The sequence below is a fragment of the Streptomyces sp. NPDC090083 genome, assembly GCF_044747445.1.
Classification (GTDB): Bacteria; Actinomycetota; Actinomycetes; order Streptomycetales; family Streptomycetaceae; genus Streptomyces.
In genome coordinates this window covers 47,180-66,570 of sequence record NZ_JBIVED010000022.1, presented here as the reverse complement: position 1 = coordinate 66,570, position 19,391 = coordinate 47,180, and the positions used below count along the sequence as shown (strand labels likewise).

General features: G+C 70.4%; 15 protein-coding genes and 1 riboswitch. Of the genes, 8 read left to right on the top strand and 7 right to left on the bottom strand.

Annotated elements, in window-relative coordinates; all coding sequences use genetic code 11:
* Nucleotides 1–594 precede the first annotated feature (594 nt).
* The 7 genes from ACIPTO_RS42330 to ACIPTO_RS42300 all read left to right on the top strand — a co-directional run bounded on the left by ACIPTO_RS42330 (nt 595) and on the right by ACIPTO_RS42300 (nt 10,474).
* Nucleotides 595–1,518, top strand: coding sequence for an LLM class F420-dependent oxidoreductase (locus ACIPTO_RS42330; RefSeq protein WP_401201080.1), 924 nt, complete (start codon nt 595–597; stop codon nt 1,516–1,518).
* Between the two features lie 251 nt (nt 1,519–1,769).
* Nucleotides 1,770–1,883: riboswitch (SAM riboswitch) on the top strand.
* A gap of 379 nt (nt 1,884–2,262) precedes the next feature.
* Nucleotides 2,263–3,882, top strand: coding sequence for an ABC transporter substrate-binding protein (locus ACIPTO_RS42325; RefSeq protein WP_401201077.1), 1,620 nt, complete (start codon nt 2,263–2,265; stop codon nt 3,880–3,882).
* Nucleotides 3,883–3,885: 3 nt separating this feature from the next.
* Nucleotides 3,886–4,845 (top strand): ABC transporter permease, encoded by a 960-nt coding sequence (locus ACIPTO_RS42320; RefSeq protein ID WP_401201074.1) that lies wholly within the window; start codon nt 3,886–3,888, stop codon nt 4,843–4,845.
* Complete coding sequence (locus ACIPTO_RS42315; RefSeq protein ID WP_401201072.1) at nt 4,842–5,768, top strand: ABC transporter permease; 927 nt, start codon at nt 4,842–4,844, stop codon at nt 5,766–5,768. Before ACIPTO_RS42320 ends, ACIPTO_RS42315 begins: the two co-directional genes overlap by 4 nt.
* Nucleotides 5,765–7,441: a dipeptide ABC transporter ATP-binding protein gene (locus ACIPTO_RS42310; protein WP_401201069.1), complete on the top strand. Its 1,677-nt coding sequence runs from the start codon at nt 5,765–5,767 to the stop codon at nt 7,439–7,441. The genes ACIPTO_RS42315 and ACIPTO_RS42310 overlap by 4 nt, the downstream gene beginning before the upstream one ends.
* Nucleotides 7,442–7,451: 10 nt before the next feature.
* The gene (locus ACIPTO_RS42305) at nt 7,452–8,510 is read left to right on the top strand and encodes an LLM class flavin-dependent oxidoreductase (protein WP_401201066.1); all 1,059 of its coding nucleotides are present in this window, start codon (nt 7,452–7,454) and stop codon (nt 8,508–8,510) included.
* Complete coding sequence (locus ACIPTO_RS42300) at nt 8,507–10,474, top strand: alpha/beta hydrolase domain-containing protein (protein WP_401201064.1); 1,968 nt, start codon at nt 8,507–8,509, stop codon at nt 10,472–10,474. Before ACIPTO_RS42305 ends, ACIPTO_RS42300 begins: the two co-directional genes overlap by 4 nt.
* A gap of 38 nt (nt 10,475–10,512) precedes the next feature.
* On the opposite strand, the gene ACIPTO_RS42295 is transcribed toward ACIPTO_RS42300, so the two are convergent.
* Complete coding sequence (locus ACIPTO_RS42295) at nt 10,513–11,526, bottom strand: NADP-dependent oxidoreductase (RefSeq protein ID WP_401201061.1); 1,014 nt, start codon at nt 11,524–11,526, stop codon at nt 10,513–10,515.
* A gap of 100 nt (nt 11,527–11,626) precedes the next feature.
* On the opposite strand from ACIPTO_RS42295, the gene ACIPTO_RS42290 reads away from it, so the two are divergent.
* Nucleotides 11,627–12,544 carry a LysR family transcriptional regulator gene (locus tag ACIPTO_RS42290; RefSeq protein ID WP_401201059.1) on the top strand — a complete coding sequence of 306 codons (918 nt, stop codon included), beginning with the start codon at nt 11,627–11,629 and terminating at the stop codon, nt 12,542–12,544.
* 114 nt (nt 12,545–12,658) lie between these two features.
* Here ACIPTO_RS42290 and ACIPTO_RS42285 read toward each other — a convergent pair whose 3' ends face one another.
* From ACIPTO_RS42285 to ACIPTO_RS42260, 6 genes are read right to left on the bottom strand one after another with little or no spacing between them, the layout of a single operon-like run.
* A complete protein-coding gene (locus ACIPTO_RS42285; protein ID WP_401201056.1) occupies nt 12,659–12,874 on the bottom strand; it encodes a DUF6059 family protein in 216 nt (71 codons plus the stop codon).
* Nucleotides 12,871–14,097 carry a dipeptidase gene (locus ACIPTO_RS42280; protein ID WP_401201054.1) on the bottom strand — a complete coding sequence of 409 codons (1,227 nt, stop codon included), beginning with the start codon at nt 14,095–14,097 and terminating at the stop codon, nt 12,871–12,873. The genes ACIPTO_RS42285 and ACIPTO_RS42280 overlap by 4 nt, the downstream gene beginning before the upstream one ends.
* Nucleotides 14,094–15,779, bottom strand: a complete 1,686-nt coding sequence (locus ACIPTO_RS42275) for a dipeptide ABC transporter ATP-binding protein (protein WP_401201124.1) — start codon at nt 15,777–15,779, stop codon at nt 14,094–14,096. The genes ACIPTO_RS42280 and ACIPTO_RS42275 overlap by 4 nt, the downstream gene beginning before the upstream one ends.
* Entirely contained in the window at nt 15,772–16,719 is a 948-nt protein-coding gene (locus ACIPTO_RS42270) for an ABC transporter permease (RefSeq protein WP_401201051.1), read from the bottom strand. Before ACIPTO_RS42270 ends, ACIPTO_RS42275 begins: the two co-directional genes overlap by 8 nt.
* Before the next feature lie 3 nt (nt 16,720–16,722).
* Entirely contained in the window at nt 16,723–17,808 is a 1,086-nt protein-coding gene (locus tag ACIPTO_RS42265) for an ABC transporter permease (RefSeq protein WP_401201049.1), read from the bottom strand.
* A complete protein-coding gene (locus ACIPTO_RS42260; RefSeq protein ID WP_401201046.1) occupies nt 17,805–19,373 on the bottom strand; it encodes an ABC transporter substrate-binding protein in 1,569 nt (522 codons plus the stop codon). The genes ACIPTO_RS42265 and ACIPTO_RS42260 overlap by 4 nt, the downstream gene beginning before the upstream one ends.
* Between the last annotated feature and the right edge of the window lie 18 nt (nt 19,374–19,391).

Genomic DNA, 19,391 nt, shown 5'->3' with positions numbered 1-19,391 from the left:
AGAGAAGGCGAGATCGCGAGCCGTCGGACGGCTGTCAGCAACAGACCTGGTCGAACTGGTCGGCGCGGCGGCTCACCCAGAACGGGTCGAGCAGCACCGTGTGTGCCGGGCCAGTGGTGTCCATGGCCGGATCAAAGCACAATGAGAAAGACGCGTCCACCACGCGTCCCAGCGGGTGAGATGTCTTCCGCCATGGTCGACCTCGACACTCAGAGGGGCGAATGACGTACGTTCGAGTGGAAAGCTTCTGACAGGTGGAGGCTCTCACGCACGGGAGGCGACACCGCGCGGCACGCACCGATGCGCGAGTGTCCCCCGGTGCCATGTCAACTACCGCCCGAAGCTGGGGCACAGCGGCCCGGTCGACCAACTACCCTTCAGCCTCGCTGAGTTGATCCGCCACGTCGAGGAACACTTCGGCATGTGTGAACGGCTCACCCACCGGTGCGCGCCGGACCGTCAGCGGCCGGGACGGGTAACCGGAAGGCCGTTCCGCCCATTGGCCCGGGACAGGGGCCCGAGTACACATGACTGACAAGAAGCTGTCACACACGGGCCGGAATGCGGGCTCGACCGACGCCCGTTGTGACTGACATGACTGTTGGAGTAGCGCTCAACGCGTCCGATGCCCTGAACCAGGTAGATGCCACCGTGCAGCTGGCACACGAGGCAGCGGCGGCCGGGTTGCGGTCGGCCTGGTTCGGTCAGACTTTCGGCGCGGACTCGCCCCAGCTCGCGGCGATCGTCGGGCGCACGGTACCCGGACTGCAGGTCGGCACCTCCGCGATCCCCGTCTTCGGCCGCCACCCACTGCTGGTTTCCAGCCAGGCCCAGACCGCCCAGGCCGCGACCCACGGCCGCTACCACCTCGGCCTGGCCCTGGGCACCAAGCTGCTGACAGAGACCGGCTTCGGTCTGCCCTTCGAGCGACCCATCGCGCGACTGCGTGAATTCCTCACCGCTCTACGGCAGTTGACCGAGACCGGTACCGCCGACTTCCACGGCGAACTGCTGACCGCCACCACCCCGGTCCCCGCACGCGTACCAGGTGCCGAGAGCGGTGTCCCCCTGTTGGTCGCCGCGATGGGGCCGCAGGCACTGCGGGTCAGCGGCGAACTGGCGGACGGGATCCTGCCCTACCTGGCCGGACCGCGCGCACTCGCGGACCACATCGTTCCGGCGGTCACCGCCGCGGCCGAGGCAGCCGGCCGCCCCGCGCCCAGGATCGTCGCCCTGGTGCCCGGCGTGGTCACCGCCGACGTGGACGCGGTACGCGCCAAGGCCGTCGAGAACCTCGCGTTCTACGAGCAGATCCCGTCCTACGCCCGGGTCATCGAGCTCTCCGGCGGCCGACGGGCCGCCGACCTGGCCGTGATCGGCGACGAGAAGACGGTCGAGGCCGAAGTACGCCGTTACCGCGACGCCGGTGCCACCGAGGTCGTGTTCTCGGGCACCGAGATCGCAGGAGAGGCGGACCGCCGCCGCACCTGGCAGCTCCTCGGCGAACTGGCCGGTTGAGCAGAGCTGTTGGCCCGACATGTCGTAGCCCTGCCCCCGCACCCCGTGACGAAGGAGATTCCTCATGACCACCGAGGCCACCATCACGGACCTCCAGGCCTTCACCGAAACCTGGCTGCGTTGGTGAAGATTCACCGCGAGCGCGGCGGTTCCTGAGCCGGACTCGATCCCGATCCACGGCCCGACTGCCCCCGCAGAGCATCGTTTTCCGCCATTGACGTACGACAGAACCACTCCGTACGATCACGAACGGCATTGAGTGTCAGCATCAAGCCCTGGCTCGCTGACCGGCAACCCTCCCACGCGGTGGGGTGCTCCAGGTGAAAGCCCGGCGGGATCGCCGATGATCCCCGCAAGCGCGTGGCTCCGTGACCGGAGCCGGATCATGTGGAGGACCGATATGCGGCACGGTGGTGACCTCAGCGCTCGCTACGTCGGCGCCACCGTGTTCTCCCGCCTCGCGCGTCGGCGTCACATCGATCTCAAGCGCTCCACCAGCTGCCTCTGTCAGGCCTGACGAACCTTCCCGCCGCAGGCCGCGGGTACGGCACTGCTGTCGCCGCGCCCGCCTGTGTCCGATGACCTCGTCTGTTCTTGATCCCATTTTTTGTCCCGTTCCTTTCCGATCCCCGTCTGCACAGCGCTCCCCGGCACTGGCGTCGCGCCGACCGGGACCGCATGCCCACGCACGGCTGTGCCCTTTACCACGCCCGTGCCTGGTGACACGAGTAGGAGAAGCCCTCCGTGACTGCACTTTCCGATGTCAGAACCTCCCAGTGGGCGGCGCTGACCGCCCTGCTGACCACCAGTGTTCTGCTGACCGCCTGCGGGTCCGGCGGCGGTGATTCCGAGGGCGCCTCCGGACAGCCCAAGTCCGGCGGCACTCTGACCTTCGCGGTCGGCTCCGACTCCGGTTGCGTGGACCCGCAGCAGGTCGGCAGCAACGAGACGATCTACTCGGTGCGCCAGGTCGTGGACTCCCTCACCGACCAGGACCCCAGTACCGGCAAGATCGTGCCGTGGCTGGCGAAGAGCTGGGACGTCAGCTCCAACGCCACGACGTTCACCTTCCACCTGCGCTCCGGTGTCACCTTCAGCGACGGTTCCAAGCTGACCGCGCAGGTGGTCAAGGACAACTTCGACGCGGTGCCGAAGCTCGGCGCCCTGGGGACCCTCGCCGAGGGCTACCTCAGCGGCGTCAAGAGCACCACGGTCGTCGATCCGCTCACCGTGAAGGTGACTTTCAGCCAGCCCAACGCCCAGTTCCTGCAGGCCACTTCGACCCACTCGCTGGGCATCGAGTCGTCGGCGAGCGTCAAGAAGACCCCACAGCAGAAGTGCAGCGACGGGGTGGTCGGGTCCGGGCCCTTCGTGCTGAAGCAGTACGTGCAGAACCAGTCGATCACCCTGGCCAAGCGCACCGGCTACGCCTGGGGTTCCTCGCTGTGGAGCAAGAAGGGCGAGGCGTACCTGGACAAGCTGGTGTTCAAGGTCGTGCCCGAGGCGGGTGTGCGTGCGGGCAGCCTTCAGTCCGGCCAAGTGGACGCTATCAGCAGCGTCGGCAAGGCGAACGAGGCGGCGCTCAAGGGCGGTCAGGTCACCCTCCTGCGGCGCGCCAACCCCGGTGTGGTGTTCGGCCTCGGCCTCAACAACTCCCGCCCGGCTCTCAAGGACGCCAGGGTGCGGCAGGCAATCCTGTTCGCCATCGACCGGCAGCAGATCGCCGACACCGTCTTCCCCACCGGAACCCAGGCGGCGACCAGCGTCCTGGCGCACACCACGCCCGACTACACCGACCTCTCGTCCGGTCTGGGCTTCGACGCGGCCAAGGCCAAGTCCCTTCTGGACGCGGCCGGTTGGAAGACCGGCGGCGACGGCATCCGCGCCAAGGACGGCAAGAAGCTGACCCTGACCGTCAAGTGGTTCCCGAACTCGGCCACCAACCAGCCCGCTCTGGAGCTGGTCCAGCAGCAGCTCAAGGCCATCGGTGTCGACGTGGTCCTCAAGCAGCTCCAGGTCACACAGTTCGCCCCGACGCTCCAGTCGGGTGACTTCGACGCGGTATGGGGGAACGTGACCCGAGCCGACCCGGACATCCTGCGCAGCTCCTTCTCCACCAAGCTGGCCAACTTCTACCACCTGCCGGCGAGTTCCCTCGACACGGCACTGAACGAGCAGGCCGCGACCGTCGACGCCGCCAAGCGCAAGCAACTGGTCACCCAGGCACAGCAGTTGCTCGTGCAGAACGCCTACTACGTGCCCGTGGTGGAGCTTCAGACCCAGCTGGGCACCTCGAAGAAGGTGCACAGCCTGGACTTCGACGCCTCCAGCCGACTCCAGCTGCACGACACCTGGATCGGCTAGATCATGCGCCGGTATGTGATCAAACGGCTCGCGCAGGCGGTCGGGGTGCTGTGGGCGGCCTACACGGTGTCGTTCCTGGTGCTGGACTATCTGCCGGGTGACCCGGTCACGGCGATGGCCGGGGCCGGGATGGACTCGGGGCAGGTCGACCCGAAGCAGATCGCCGCCCTGCGGCACGAGTACGGCTTCGACAAGCCGGTGCTCGTGCAGTACGCGGAGTACCTCGGCCGGGCGGTGCGCGGGGACTTCGGCGACGCGGTCTCCACCGGCCGCCCGGTGACCTCCACCCTGGCCGACGCGCTGCCGCAGACGCTCCAGCTGACCGGGGCCGCACTGCTGCTCGCGGTGCTGCTCGGCGGCGGGCTCGCGGTGGTGGCGACGTACACCTCCCGGCGCTGGCTGCGGCAGTTCCTGCTGTCGCTGCCGCCGCTGGGGGTGTCGGTCCCCACGTTCTGGGTGGGGCTGCTGCTCGTCGAGGCGTTCTCGTTCAAGCTGCACTGGTTTCCCGCGTTCGGCAACGACGGCCTGAAGGGGCTGGTGCTGCCCGCGCTCACGCTGGCGGTACCGACCGGGGCACAGGTCGGCCAGGTGCTGGCGAAGAGCCTGCTGACCGCGCTGGACCAGGCCTATGTGGAGACCGCGCGGGCCAAGGGCGCCGGACGGTGGCGGGTCCATCTGCGGCACGCGCTGCGCAACGCCTCCCTGCCGGCCCTGACGGTCGTCGGGCTGCTGGTCGGGCAGCTGATCGCCGGTTCGGTGGTCGTCGAGACGGTGTTCTCCCGTGACGGCCTGGGCCGGGTGACCGCCGCGGCGGTCACCGCGCAGGACATCCCTCTGGTCCAGGGAGTGGTGGTGTTCGGGGCGCTGATCTTCGTGACGACGAACCTGCTCATCGACCTGGTCTATCCGCTCCTGGACCCACGGATCGTGGTGGCTTCGGGCAGAAGGGCGGCACTCGCATGAGCCGGAGTCTCGTCGACGAACCCGCCGAGGCGGCGCTGGGACTGGCCCGCCCGGTCGAGCTGGGCCCGGCGCCCGAGCACGGTCGACGCCGCGTGGACGTACGGCGCGTGCTGCGTTTCGTGGTGCGCCGTCCGGGGCTGCTGCTGTCCGTGGTCGTCCTCGTGCTGGTGGTACTGGCCTCGTTCTGGCCCGATCTGTTCACCTCGCAGGACCCGCTGAAGGGCGTGCCGTCACAGAACTTCCGCGGGCCGAGCGGCAGTCATTGGTTCGGCACGGACGAACTGGGCCGTGACGTCTTCTCCCGCGTGGTCCACGGCGCCCAGCTGTCCCTGAAGGCGACGCTGATCGCCGTACTGGTCGCGTTCGTGGTCGGTGGACTGCTGGGCGTGGTCGCGGGGTTCGTGGGCCGCTGGGTGGACGACGTGCTGATGCGGTTCGTGGACGTCCTGCTGTCCATCCCCGCGCTGTTTATGTCCCTGGCACTCGTCACCGCGCTCGGCTACGGCACGGTGAAGGTGGCGGTCGCCGTCGGCATCGCGAGCGTGGCCTCGTTCGCCCGGGTGGCACGCTCGGAGGTGCTCAGGGTGCGGCAGGCCGTGTTCGTGGAGGCGTCGCGGGCGAGCGGGGTCCGCTGGTACTCGGTGCTCGCCCGGCACGTGCTGCCCAACGCGGCCGGCCCGGTGATCGTGCTGGCCACCCTGGACTTCGGCTCCTCGATCCTGGCCGTCTCCGCGCTCAGCTTCCTCGGCTACGGGGCGCCGCCACCGGCCCCGGAGTGGGGGACGTTGATCTCCGACGGCCGCAACTACCTGGCCAACGCCTGGTGGCTGACCGCGCTGCCCGGTCTGGCGATCGCCGCGACCGTGCTGGCCGCCAACCGCATCGCCCGGGCGCTGGACGGCGAATGGTCCCGGCAGCGATGACCGACGAACGTGAGAACGGTGAGGACGTGACCACACCACTGCTGGAGATCCGAGGCCTGTCCGTGTCGTACCGCACCCGGGGCGGCACAGTGTCGGCCGTACGGCGCGTGGACCTGGACGTATGGCCCGGGCAGGTGACCGCCGTGGTCGGTGAGTCGGGCTCCGGCAAGAGCACCACCGCGCACGCGATCACCCGGCTGCTGCCGGGCAACGGCGCCATCGACGCGGGCACGGTCCGCTTCGGCCGGCGCGACCTCGCCACCCTGTCGGAGGCGGAGCTGCGTACCGTGCGCGGGGCGCGGATCGGGCTGGTCCCGCAGGACCCGACCGTCTCGCTCAACCCGGTGAAGCGGATCGGTGAACAGGTCGCCGAGGTGCTGCGCATCCACGGTCTGGCGACCCGCCGCTCGGCACCCGCCGAGGCGGTCGACGTCCTGGACCGGGCCGGGCTGCCCGACGCGGCCGTCCGGGCCCGGCAGTACCCGCACGAACTCTCCGGCGGGATGCGGCAACGCGCGCTGATCGCCATCGCCATCGCAGCGCGGCCCGAGCTGATCATCGCCGACGAGCCCACCAGCGCGCTCGACGTCACCGTGCAGCGGGTCATCCTCGACCACCTCCAGCGGCTCACCGAGGAGTCGGGCACCGCGATCCTGCTCGTGACCCATGACCTCGGGGTGGCCGCCGACCGGGCCCAGCGGCTGGTGGTCATGTCAGAGGGCAGGGTGGTCGAGGCGGGTCCGACCCGCGAGATCCTGGCCGACCCGAAGGACGAGTACACCCGGCACCTGCTGGCCAGCGCGCCGAGCCTGACCACCGCCCGGACCCACGTCCCGGCCTCCCGCCCCGACGCGGACACGCCACCCCTGGTCGAAATCCGCAACCTGGTCAAGGAGTTCAGGCTCCCCCGCACCGGCGACGGGCCCCGCACCCTGCGCGCCGTCGACGACGTCAGCTTCACGCTCCACCGGGGCCAGACCCTGGCACTGGTCGGCGAGTCGGGCTCGGGCAAGTCCACCACCGCCCGCCTGGTACTCCGGCTGGCCGACGCGACCGCCGGACAGGTCCTGTTCGACGCGACCGACGTGACCGCCGCCAAGGGCGCACAGGCCAGGGAACTGCGCCGGCGCGCCCAGCTCGTCTACCAGAACCCCTACGCCTCGCTCGATCCGCGGTTTTCCGTCGCCGAGGTGATCACTGAACCGCTGCGCGCCTTCAAGGTCGGCGACCGCGCCAGCCGTCTCGACCGCGCCCGCGAACTCCTCGACCGCGTCGCCCTGCCCGTCGCCACACTGGAGCGCCGGCCGGCCGAACTCTCCGGCGGGCAACGGCAGCGGGTGGCCATCGCCCGCGCCCTCGCCCTCTCCCCCGATCTGGTGGTCTGCGACGAACCCGTCTCGGCGCTCGACGTGTCCGTGCAGGCCCAAGTCCTGGGCCTGCTGGCCGAGTTGCAGGCCGACACGGGAGTGGCCTACCTCTTCATCTCCCACGACCTGGCCGTCGTACGGCAGATAGCGCACCAGGTCGCCGTCATGCGGGCCGGGCGTGTGGTCGAGACGGGTCCGCCCGAGGACCTCTTCACGCACCCCCGTCACGCCTACACCCGCGAACTGCTCGCGGCCATCCCCGGCGGCCGTGTCCCCACCCCCGCCGTCGAGACCACCACGAGCTGAGGACCACAGCATGAGCACTCCCACCATCACCTCCCTGGCCCTCCTCACCCCGGGCAACTTCGCCGACGACGATCCGGGCACCGGTCTTGAGGAGACTCTCCAGCTCTTCGAGTACGGCGAGCAGCTGGGCTTCGACGGTGCCTGGATCAGACAGCGTCACCTCGAACACGGTGTCGGCTCGGCCGCCGTGTTCCTCGCCGCCGCCGGCCAGCGCACCCAGCGCGTCGAGCTGGGCACGGCGGTCATCCCGATCGGCTACGAGAGCCCGTTCCGACTCGCCGAGGACCTGTCGCTGGCCGACGTGCTGTCCCGGGGACGGCTCCAGGTCGGCTTCAGCACCGGCATGCCGCACGCCGACCTGCTCGGCGACCTGGTGTACGACGGCGACTGGCGGAGCTTCGACCTGTCGTACGGGAGGATCGCCCGTCTCCTGGACAACCTGCGCGGCGAGCACCTCGGCTCCCCGGACACGGTGATCCAGTCGCCGGGCAACACCCAGCGTCCGCGGCTGCAGCCGCACAGCCCCGGTCTGGTGAACCGAATCTGGTACGGCGGGGGCAGCCTGCGCTCGGTCCGGTGGGCCGCCGAGCACGGCCTGAACCTGCTGTCCGGGAACATCGTCTCGGGCGAGGACACCGACGACTTCACCACGGCCCAACTGAACCTGCTCTCCGAGTACCGGCGCAGCCTGGGCGAGGACCGGCCGCCGACACGGGTGGCGCTCGGGCGGGTGATCGTGCCGCTCGACAGCGCCGACGCGGCCGCCCGGGCCCGCTACCGGGACTACGCGGCCAGTCGGCACGAACGCACCCTGAAGCCGCAGACGCCGGCGGCACTGGGCGGGAAGCGGTTTCTGTTCGCGCCCGACGTGGTCGGTACCGCGGAGCAGATCCTGGAGCGGCTGACGGCGGACCCCGTCCTCGCGCAGGTGTCGGAGCTGCGCCTGGAACTGCCCTACGAGTTCCACCGGGAGGAGTACGAACAGATCCTGCACGACGTACGGCACCTGGTCGCACCCGAGCTGGGCTGGCGCCCCGCTGACCCGTCAGTACAGGACGCCGGTCGGTGACCTCTGATCCGCGGCGCCCGGTCCGCCTGGAGGTGCACTCCCGCGAACCGTTCGCCGACGCTCACCGTTTCCCCGGCGCCGGAGCGTACGAGGTGCTCACCGCCACCGCCCACTACGCCGTGGACCCGACGGCAACCGCCAACCGCGCGATCCCCGACCTCGGCCTCGCACCGCGCGACAGCGCAGGCGTGGTGCGCTTTAGCGGGGACGTCGAGATCCTGCGTCCCATCGACGGCGGGCGCGGGCGGCTGTTCTTCGACTGGGGCAACCGGGGCGACAAACGGGCCGTCCAGTACTTCTGCGACGCTCCGCACACCAACAGGCCACGCACCCTCGCCGACGCCGGAAACGGCTTTCTGATGCGCCGCGGCTACACGATCGTCTTCGGCGCCTGGCAGGGCGATCTGCTGCCGGGCGACGGGCGTCTGCTGCTCGATCTGCCGGTGGCGAAGGAGGGCACGGAGTCCGTGCGCGGCCTGACGACGGCCGAGTTCATCGTGGCGGAGCCCATCGACTCGCTTCCGCTGTCCCGCTGGTCGAACACCAGGTCCTGCCCGGTCAGCGAACGCGGAGTGCGCACCGCCCGCCTCACCCGGCGTCGCTATCCGCACAGCACGCCGGAGGAACTCCCCGGCGGAACCTGGCGGTTCGCACGGCTCCAGGGCGGCGGGAGCGAGCTGAGGGGCGCGGCCCGGGCCGTCGTGCCGAGCCGGTCCGACCTCCACCTCGACGGCGGATTCCGGCCCGGCTGGATCTACGAGCTCACGTACGAGGCCGAGGATCCACTCGTTCTGGGGCTGGGCCTGGCCGCGGTCCGTGATCTGGTCAGCCATCTGCGCCACGACCCGGCGGGCCCGGCCGGTCCGATCGAGTACGCCTACGGATGGGGGCGCTCCCAGACCGGCCGGGCGATCCGTGACTTCGTCCATCTCGGCTTCAACGAGGATGCCGAAGGCCGCCCCGTCTTCGACGGGCTGCTGCCGCACGTCTCCGGCGCCGGCCGTCTCGGCCTCGAACGCTTCACCAACCTGACAGTCTCGGGGGGCCAGCAGTACGAGGACCATCTCAGCCCGGCCGACGCCTTCCCCTTCGCCTACGCCGAGACGGTCGACCATCTCACCGGCGAGCGGGACGCGATCATGAAGCGGGCGAGCGATCCCAAGGTGCTGCACACCCAGACGTCTACGGAGTACTGGCAGCGCAGGGGATCGCTGGTGCACACCACCACGGACGGCCGCGACCTGGGCTTCCCACCCAATGTGCGAGGTTATCTGTGGTCGTCCAGCCAGCATGTGGCCGATCCGACGGCGGGCGCGCCCACGAACGGCGTCTGCAACCACCCGCAGAACGTGGTCGCCACCTCCGCCCTCTTCCGCGCCGTTCTGGACGCGCTCGACGCGTGGGTGAGCGAGGGTGTGGAGCCGCCGGCCAGTGCGGTGCCGACGGTCGCCGACGGCACCCTGGTGACGAAGGACGCCTGGTCGCGTCAGTTCCCGGCCGTCCCGTCCGCGCTGCCGCCCCACGGGCCCAACGAGCTGTACGCCGTGGACCGTTCCGTCGTGCCGCCGGTCACCGACCGCTCGCGTCAGTACGCGGTCCTGGTCCCGGCCGTCGACTCCGACGGCAACGAGACAGCGGGCGTACGCGCTCCGATGGTGGCCGCGCCGCTCGGCACCTACACCGGATGGAACACCCGGGCCCCCGGCCAAGGACACGGTGCGCTGCACGAGTTCAGCGGATCCACACTGCCGTTCGCCGCCACGGAGGACGAGCGGCTTGTCACCGGCGACCCGCGGGCCAGTGTCCGGGAGCGCTACCGGGACTCGGCCGACTACGTGGCCAGGGTCAAGGCCGCGGCCGAGGAACTCGTGGCGCGGAGGCTGTTGCTCGGGGAGGATGTCGAACGCGCGACCACGGCGGCCACCGACTGGGCGCTGCCACGTCACCGCTTCGAGCTGCCGTGACCGACGCACGCATGGCGCACCACCGGTGTGCGTGACACCTACCCGTGCTGCGTGCGGTCTTGAACGATGGTCTTGCCGGTGTTCCGTCCGCGCAGCATTCCAAGGAACGCTTCCACGATGTTCTCGAACCCGTCGATCACCGTCTCGTCCGGAACGAGCCGGCCGCTCCGCAGATGCGGCACCGCGAACTCGTACAACTCCTCCTGCACATCGAGATGGTTCCTGACCAGGAAGCCCTCCATGCGGATGCTCTTCTCCACGAGATCCGCGTGGTTGATGTCGGACCGCGCCGTGCCGGGGGTGTTGTACTGGCTGATCGTGCCGACGCGGACGACGCGCCCGAACTCACGCAGAACCCCTACCGCCGCGGCCAGTTGTCCGCCGCCGACGTTGTCGACGTACACGTCGATGCCGTCCGGTGCGGCTTTGCGGAGCAAATCGGCGGCGGTCCCCTCATGGTGGTCGAAGACGGCGTCGAAGCCGACCTGGTCCCTGAGGTAGGCGGCCTTCGCCACCGAGCCCGTGCTGCCCACGAGCCGCCCGGCACCGAGCAGCCGGGCGAACCGCGCGGTCGCCGTGCCGACCCCGCCCGCGGCGGCCGACACGAACAGGTCCTCGCCCTCGTGGAGGCGGGCGATGCGGGTCAAGCCCACATAGGCGGTCAGGCCGGTGCCGCCGAGGATGCTCAGATACGCGGTCAGGGGAACTCCGTCGAAGCGCGGCAGCCGCCTGATCTCCTCGGGGGCGACCACCACGTGCGTGCGCCAGCCCCGCCGGTGGAACACGATCTCCCCCTCGGTCAGCAGGGGTGTGCGCGAGGCGACGACCCGCCCGATGGCGCGGCCCTCCAGCGGTGCGCCGAGCGCGAACCCGCCGGGCACCTCGTCCATCATCTCTCGGTGATAGGGGTCGACGGACCAGTAGAGGTTCTCCACGAGTGCGCTGCCGACCTCGGGTCCGGGAAGCGCGGACTCGACGAAGGCGAAGTGCGCGGCGGTGGGAAAGCCGTGCGGACGGGCGGTCTGGTGCACGGTGAGCGCGGTCTGGTTCATGACCGGACGGTAGGGCGGGAATACGCCTGGTGGGCAGCCGGTTGGGCTCATGCGACGCCGCGTTCCATGAGCGGTTCTCATACGATGAGGTGAGCGCCCCGTGGCCCGCACGACCGACTCCGATCTCTCCCCGCACGAACTGCGCGTCCTGGTGACGGTCGCGGACAGCGGCGGTTTCTCGGCGGCGGGCCATGCGCTCGGTCTGACGCAGTCCGCGGTGTCCCACTCGGTGCGCGGCAGCGAGCGCAAGATCGGTACGGTGCTCTTCGAACGCGGCCGCACCGGCGCCCGCCCCACTCCCGCCGGGGAGAGGGCGGTGGCGCACGCCCGGCGCGTCCTGCGCCTGCTGTCCGTCCTGACCGCTGAGGCGCGCGGTGCGGGCCGGTCCCCCACGGCCCAGGGGCCGTTGCGGATCGCGGCGTTCCGCAGTGCGGCTCTCCATCTGCTGCCGCCCGTCCTGGAGCGGCTGCGTGCCCGCCATCCCGGGATCGAGCCACGGGTGCGGATCGTCCGCGAGGTGGGGCGCGGAACCGCGGGCGAAGTGGCCGCCGGCACAGCCGATGTGGCCATCGCCACGCTCGGCGGCTCCGTCCCGTTCGCACCGGGTCTCGTCGCGAAGGGACTCTTCGAGGAGCCGTATGCCCTGGTGCACGCGACGGGTCACCTCGCGCCGCGTTCGCTGCCGCTGGTCGACTGGGCGGAGAACTGCGGCTCGTACACCAGCGACTGGTGGGCCGCGCAGGACTGGATCCCGGAGGCGACCGTCGAGGCCGAGGACGACGGAGCGGTTCTCTCCCTGGTGAGCACGGGGCACGGAATGGCGATCATGCCCGCGCTCTCCCTGACCGGAGCGCCGGACTCGGTGGGGATCACCGATCTCGGTCCCGGGCGTCCGACACGTCACGTCGGCTATGTCACCAGTTCCGAACTGGCCGGGACCGCTGTGGTGCGCGCCCTGGTGAGGGAACTGCGGGCCACGGTCCCGCCGGGTGTGGGCGTTCTCGGTCGCGAGGCATGACCAGGCCGGGTGGCACCGTGACCGCCGGTCACGACAGCAGCCCGTCCGGACCGTGGTCGACGGCCGGAGGGGGTCGGGGTGCCAGATGACCACGGGGAGCACCGGAGGCGCCCGTCAGGTCCTCAGACCGAGGGCCGCCCAGAGTTGTCGTTCCCCGTCGGTGAGCGGGATGTGGGCGGCGAGGCACTCCGGGTGGCCGGGCGGTGGGCCCACCGGCTCCTCTCGGGCCGGTGCCTTCGGCAACGGGAGTCCCCACAGGCAGCAGCCCATCGCGAGCAGTCCGGGTGACCAGCGGGCGAACGTGTCACCCCACCGGTTCGCGCGCCTCATCGCAGCGGGGCCGTCGGCCACAGGGGCTCGGTGGCTCGCTCCTCCGCCTCGCGCAGCACGCGCAGGACGTTGCGGCCGGTCAGTGCCTCCAGGTCGGCCCGGGACCAGCCCCGGTCGGCGAGTTCGCGCAGCAGGACCGGGTAGCCGGAGACGTCGGCGAGGCCGGTGGGCTGGTGATCGACACCGTCGTAGTCGCCGCCCAGGCCGATGTGGTCGCGGCCCGCGACCTCACGAGCGTGCTCGACGTGGTCGGCGACCTGGGCAACCGTCACCTCGGGACGCGGGTGCGCCTCGATCCAGCGTCGGAGCCGGTCGTCGACGGGAGGGTCGAGAAGCGCACCATGTTCCTCGGCCACCACGGCCGGGTCTTCTGCCGGCCTCGGTGCCCGCGGCCAGGGCCAGGTCCTCTCCGGCAGCCCGAGCCGCCCCCGTTCCTCCTCCAACTCCCGCGCCCAGTCGGCGACTTCGGCGGAGATGAAGTACGGCACGAAGGTGAGCTGGATGACACCGCCGTTGTCTGGCAGCAGTCGCAGGACTTCGTCGGTGACGTTGCGGGGGTGGTCGTTGAGTGCCCGCACCGACGAGTGGCTGAACAGCACTGGGGAGGTGCTGACCGCGAGAGCGGCCCGTTGGGTGGACTCGGCGACGTGGGAGAGGTCGACGAGGATGCCCCTGCGGTTCAGTTCGGCGACGATCGCGCGGCCGGTGTCGTTCAGGCCGCCGACGCCGGGTTCGTCGGTGGCCGAGTCGGCCCAGGAGGTGTTGTCGTTGTGGGTGAGGGTCACGTAGCGGACCCCCAGCCGGGCGAACGACCGCAGCACGCCCAGCGATTCGGCGAGGCTGTGGCCGCCCTCGATTCCCAGCAGGGAGGCGATCCGGCCGTCCGTGAAAGAGCGCTCGACGTCGGCGGCGGTGTAGGCGATGCGCAGGGTGTCGGGATAGCGGGCGACGAGCCGGTAGACGGCGTCGATCTGCTCCAGTGTGGAGACGACGGCCTCGGGCTCGGGCAGTTTCGAGGAGACATACACCGACCAGAACTGGGCGCCGACCCCGCCGGCCCGCAGCCGGGGCAGGTCGGTGTGCAGGTCGGGTCGGCCGTCGGCGAGCCCTTCCACGCTGTAGCCGGAACGGACGCGCAGTGCCACGGGCAGGTCGTTGTGGCCGTCGAAGACGGGCGTGGCGGCGAGGATCTGGGCGATCGGGTAGCCGGTGGTGTCGCTCATGGACGTGCCACTCCTTCGTCGACGGCTGAGAACAGGTCACCGCCCCGGTCCCGTCGACGGGACTGGCGGACCGGGTCGGGGACGGGCAGCGCGGCGACCAGGCGCCGGGTGTAGTCGTCCTGGGGGTTGCCCAGCACGTCGGCCGTGGCGCCCTGGGCCGCGATCCGGCCCCGGTGCAGGACCACGACCCGGTCGGCGACCTGCTCGACCACCGCGAGGTCGTGACTGATGAACAGGGCGGCGAAGCCCAACTCTCGTTGCAGTTCGGTGAACAGGTCGAGCACCTTGGCCTGGACGGAGACGTCCAGGGCCGAGGTAGGTTCGTCCGCGATCAGCAGAGGGGGCCGCAGGGCGAGCGCTCGGGCCAGGGCGGCGCGCTGGCGCTGGCCGCCGCTGAGCTCGTGGGGGTAGCGGTCGGCGTAGGCGCGGGGCAGGTGCACGGACTCCAGCAGTGCCTCGGCCTCGGCGCGGACGGCCTGCGCGCCCAGTTCGCGGCGGTGCACGAGCAGCGGTTCCGCGATGCTGTCGGCGATGGTCAGCAGGGGGTTGAAGCTGGCGGCTGGGTCCTGGAAGACGTAGCCGATGTGGCCGGGCCTGCCACGGGTGCGGCGGCGGATCATCGACTCCTGGCCGAACACCTCCAGTTGGCCGCCGGACGTGGCCGTGAGACCGGCGACGGCCCGGCCGATGGTGGTCTTGCCGCTGCCGCTCTCCCCGACCAGCCCCAGCACCTCCCCCGACGCGATCTCGAAGCTGACACCGTCCACGGCTCTGAAGCCCTTCCTGCCCAGCCGGCCGGGGTAGTCCACGACCAGGGCGGAGGCGCGTACGACCGGCTGCTCCTCCTGAGGCAGTGGCGGCTGCGGCCGGTTCTGCTCGCCGAAGACCGGTACGGCGGCCAGGAGTTGACGGGTGTACGGGTGAGCGGGCGCCGCGAACAGCTCACGCACCGGGGCCTGTTCCACGATCTCGCCGTCGCTCATCACCGCCACCCGGTCGGCGAGGTCCGCGACGACGCCCATGTTGTGGGTGATCAGGAGGACGGCGATGCCGAAGTCTTTACGGCAGCGGTGCAGGAGTTCGAGGATCTCCGCCTGGACGGTGACATCGAGGGCGGTGGTGGGTTCGTCGGCCACGATCAGCTTGGTGCCCAGGGCCAGGGCCATGGCGATGACGGCGCGCTGCTTCTGGCCGCCGGAGAGCTGGTGCGGGTAGTGGTCGACGCGGGTGGCGGGATCGGGGATGCCGACCTTGTCGAGCCATTCGACGGCCAACGCCCGGCGCTCGGCTTTGCTTCCGCCGTAGCCGTGGGCGCGCAGACCCTCGGTGAGCTGCCAGCCGATGCTGAAGACCGGGTTGAGGGCGGTGGACGGCTCCTGGAACACCATCGCGGCGTGGCTGCCGCGCAGTGCGCGGAGCCTGGCCGGGGGTGCGGTGAGGACGTCCTCGGCCGGGTCGGCGGTGCCGTCGCCGAGCAGGACGCGGCCGCGGGCGTGCGCGGTGTCCGGCAGCAGGCCGAGCACCGACTTGGCGGTCACGGTCTTGCCGCTGCCGCTCTCGCCGACCAGGGCCAGTACCTCCCCGGGTGCCACGGCCAGGTTCACCCCCTTCACGGCGGGGGCCGTGCCGGCGTCGGTGGCGAAGGAAACGTGCAAATCCTCGATGCGCAGCAGGTCACTCATCATCCGCGCCTTCCTCCGTCTTGGCCGGGCCAAGTGCACCGCGCCGCCGCAGCCGGGGGTCGGCCAGGTCGGTGAGGCTCTCGCCGAGCAGGGTGGTGCCCAGCACCGTGAGCACGATGGCGAGACCTGGCGGTACGGCCGTCCAGCACAGGCCCGAAGTGACGTCAGCGACCGACCTGTTGAGGTCGTAGCCCCACTCCGCGGCCGAGTTAGGCTCGATGCCGAACCCCAGGAAGCCGAGCCCGGCCAGGGTGAGGATGGCCTCGGAGGCGTTGATGGTGAAGATCAGCGGGAGGGTGCGGACGGAGTTGCGCAGCACGTGCCGGAACATGATCCGCCAGGTGCCGGTGCCGATCACCCGGGCCGCGTCCACGAAGGGTTCGGCCTTCACCCGGATCACCTCGGCCCGTACGACCCGGAAGTACTGCGGTACGAAGGCGACGGCGACGGAGCAGGCCGCCGCGCCGAGGCCTCCGACCAGGCTCGACTGACCGCCGCTGATCACGATCGACATGACGATGGCGAGCAGCAGCGGTGGAAAGGCGTAGAGCGCGTCGGCGACGCCGACCAGCAGCCGGTCCAGTCTGCCGCCGAGGTAGCCGGAGGCCAGGCCGAGGACGGTTCCGGGGATCACGGAGAGCAACAGGGCGCCGAGGATGATCTCCAGCGCGGTCCGGGCGCCCCACACCGTGCGGGACAGCACGTCGTATCCGGCGATGGTGGTGCCGAGGGGGTGGGCGCCGCTCGGATGCTGCTGCGAGCCGAACAAGCCCGCGGAGTCTCGGAGTTGGGCGTAGCCGTAGGGTGCGAGCAGAGGGCCGAGGAGGGCGGTGAGCAGGAACAGCGCGGTCAGGGCGAGCCCCGTGAGCAGCATGGCCCGTTGCAGGCCGGCCCCGGCCCGCACCGGCAGCGGCAGGCGCCGTAGAAGAACCTGGGCCATGGCTCAGTACCTCACTCGGGGGTCGATGAGCGCGGCGACGACGTCGACCAGGAAGTTCGTCACCGCGACGACGACGGCGAAGAGGGCCACGATGCCCTGCACCGCTGGGAAGTCACGGACCGTCAGGTAATGGGCGAGCTCGTAGCCGAGGCCCTTCCACTCGAAGGTGGTCTCCGTCAGGACCGCGCCGCCGAGCAGGCCGGCGACCTGGAGGCCCAGGACGGTCACGACGGGGATCAGGGCGGGTCGGGTGGCGTGCCGGGTGACCAGGCGGAAGGGTGCGACGCCTCGGGAGCGGGCGGCCTCAACGTAGTCGGCGCCGAGTGTTCCGATGAGGTTCGTGCGGACCAGGCGGAGCAGGATGCCCGCGACCAGCAACCCCAGTGCCACGCCCGGGAGTACAGCGTGCCGCAGTACGTCGCCGATGGCGTCCGCGTCGCCGCTGCGCACCGCGTCGATGAGGTAGAAGCCGGTGGTGCTGGTCTGATCCTGGAGGAAGAGCTGGACCTCGGTGCTCGCCCGGCCGGACGCGGGCAGCCAGCCGAGCTGGATCGCGAAGACCAGCTTGAGCAGCAGGCCCACGAAGAACACCGGCGTGGCGTAGGTGAGGACGGCGAACAGGCGCAGGGCCGCGTCGGGTGCCCGGTCGCGGTAGGAGGCCGCCACCATGCCCAGCGGGACTCCCACGAGCACGGCCACCAGCAGCGCGTAGGCGGCGAGTTCGACGGTGGCGGCGCCGTAGGTGGTGAGCACGTGGGTCACCGGCTGGTTGTCGGTGACGGTGCGGCCGAAGTCGCCCGTGGCCAGGGACTTGAGGTAGTCCAGGTACTGGGTGAGCAACGGCCGGTCGTAGCCCGCCTGATGGAGCTTGGCCTGCAGCTGGTCCGGGGTGAGGCGGTCGCCGAAGGCGGCGCTGATCGGGTCGCCGGTGGCGCGCATCAGGAAGAAGACCAGGCTGACCAGGACCAGCACGGTGGGGATGATGAGGAGGAAGCGGACCACCAGGTAGCGGGCGAGTCCGTACCCGGCGGCGCCGTCGCCCGGGGTGGTGACGGCGCCGGGGGTCGTGTCCTGGGTGAGGGCGCTCACTTCTTCGAGAGCCCGGCCCAGCGGAAGGTGTACGCGCTGTTCAGCTCGTCCGGCACACCGCTGACGTCGGTGCGGGTGACGATCGCCGTGGAACCCTGGAGCAGGGGCAGCAGCGGCACCTGTGCGGCGGCCTTGTCCTGGGCCTGCTTGAGCAGTTCGGCGCGCTTGGCCGTGTCGGTCTCCGTCTCCTCCTTCTTGATCAGGTCACGGACGGCGGAGTCGTCGTAGCCGTTGGCGACCCAGCTGTTGGCCGAGTAGAAGGGCGAGAGGTAGTTGTCCGCGTCCAGGTAGTCGGCGTACCAGCCGAGCTGGTAGAGCGGGTAGAGGTGCTTGATGCGGTCCTTGCCGTACTGGGTCCACTCGGTGGACTGGAGGTTCACCTTGAACAGGCCGGTGGCCTCCAGCTGGGTCTTGATCAGCGCGTACTCGTCGGCCGAGGACGAGCCGTAGTGGTCCGCGTTGTACTGGAGGTTGAGGGTGACCGGGGTGGTGACCTTCGCCGCCTTGAGCTTCGCCGCGGCCGCCGCCTTGTCGGGGCCGCCCTTCTTGTCGCCGTACAGCGACTTGAAGGAGGAGGTGGCGCCGGTGAGGCCGTCGGGCACGGAGCTGTAGAGCGGCTGGTAGCTGTTCTTGTAGACCTGCTGGGCGAGTTGGGCCCGGTCGACGGAGTCGGCGACGGCCTGCCGCACGGCCAGCGCCTTCGCCTTGTCGGCGTTCTTCGCCTTGGTGCCGTAGGGCTGGCTCTGGAAGTCGAAGACGATGTAGCGGATGCCGTTGCCGGAGCCGGTGTGGACCTTGATGTCCTTCTTCTTGGCGAGGTCGTCGAGGTCGGCGGTGGTGAGGGTGCGGTAGACGGCGTCGATGCTGCCCTGCTGGACGTCGAGCTTCAGGTTGCTGGCGTCCGTGTAGTACTTGAGCTGGACGTTCTTGGTCTTCGGGGTGCCCAGCTCGCCCTGGTAGGCGCTGTTGGCGGTGAAGGAGACCAGGGAGTTCTTGTCGTAACTCCGCACGCCGTAGGGGCCGTTCCAGGGCTTGCCCGCAACGATCGACTTGTCGTCGAGGATCTTGTCGGCCGGGAAGACCTGCTCGTCGACTACGTAGCCGGCCGCGGTGGACAACACCTGCGGGAACAGCGTGTCGTTGGCCGACTTCAGGGTGAAGACGACGGTCGTCGGGTCCGGTGCGGCGACCGAGGCGAGGTTGTAAAGCAGCGAGGACGGGCCGTTCTCATCGGCTATCTTCAGGGTGCGGTCGAAGCTGAACTTGACGTCGGAGGAGGTCAGTTGGTGCCCGTTGGCGAACTTCAGGCCCTCCTTCAGCGTGACCGTGTACTCCTTGGGCCCGGTCAGCTTGATTCCGGTGGCGAGGTCCGGAGACACCTCCGTGGAGCCGTTCCTCACACTGAGCAGGGTCGCGTAGACCTCACTCTCGATGGTGCCGGAGCCCGCATCCCAGGCTCCCGCCGGATCGAGGCTGGTCACCTGGTCGGTCGTCCCGATGGTGAGCGCCTTCGTATAGGTCGCGTCGCCGCCGTCCTTGCTGCTGGTGCAGCCGGTCAGAGCCACCAGGAACGCCGTCCCGAG

Excerpts from the sequence above, each read along its gene's own strand:
- ACIPTO_RS42270 (WP_401201051.1), bottom strand. The coding sequence starts at position 16,719 with ATGGCCCAGGTTCTTCTACGGCGCCTGCCGCTGCCGGTGCGGGCCGGG.
- ACIPTO_RS42310 (WP_401201069.1), top strand. The coding sequence starts at position 5,765 with ATGACCGACGAACGTGAGAACGGTGAGGACGTGACCACACCACTGCTG.
- ACIPTO_RS42315 (WP_401201072.1), top strand. The coding sequence starts at position 4,842 with ATGAGCCGGAGTCTCGTCGACGAACCCGCCGAGGCGGCGCTGGGACTG.
- ACIPTO_RS42285 (WP_401201056.1), bottom strand. The coding sequence starts at position 12,874 with ATGAGGCGCGCGAACCGGTGGGGTGACACGTTCGCCCGCTGGTCACCC.
- ACIPTO_RS42330 (WP_401201080.1), top strand. The coding sequence starts at position 595 with ATGACTGTTGGAGTAGCGCTCAACGCGTCCGATGCCCTGAACCAGGTA.
- ACIPTO_RS42280 (WP_401201054.1), bottom strand. The coding sequence starts at position 14,097 with ATGAGCGACACCACCGGCTACCCGATCGCCCAGATCCTCGCCGCCACG.
- ACIPTO_RS42305 (WP_401201066.1), top strand. The coding sequence starts at position 7,452 with ATGAGCACTCCCACCATCACCTCCCTGGCCCTCCTCACCCCGGGCAAC.
- ACIPTO_RS42275 (WP_401201124.1), bottom strand. The coding sequence starts at position 15,779 with ATGAGTGACCTGCTGCGCATCGAGGATTTGCACGTTTCCTTCGCCACC.
- ACIPTO_RS42320 (WP_401201074.1), top strand. The coding sequence starts at position 3,886 with ATGCGCCGGTATGTGATCAAACGGCTCGCGCAGGCGGTCGGGGTGCTG.
- ACIPTO_RS42295 (WP_401201061.1), bottom strand. The coding sequence starts at position 11,526 with ATGAACCAGACCGCGCTCACCGTGCACCAGACCGCCCGTCCGCACGGC.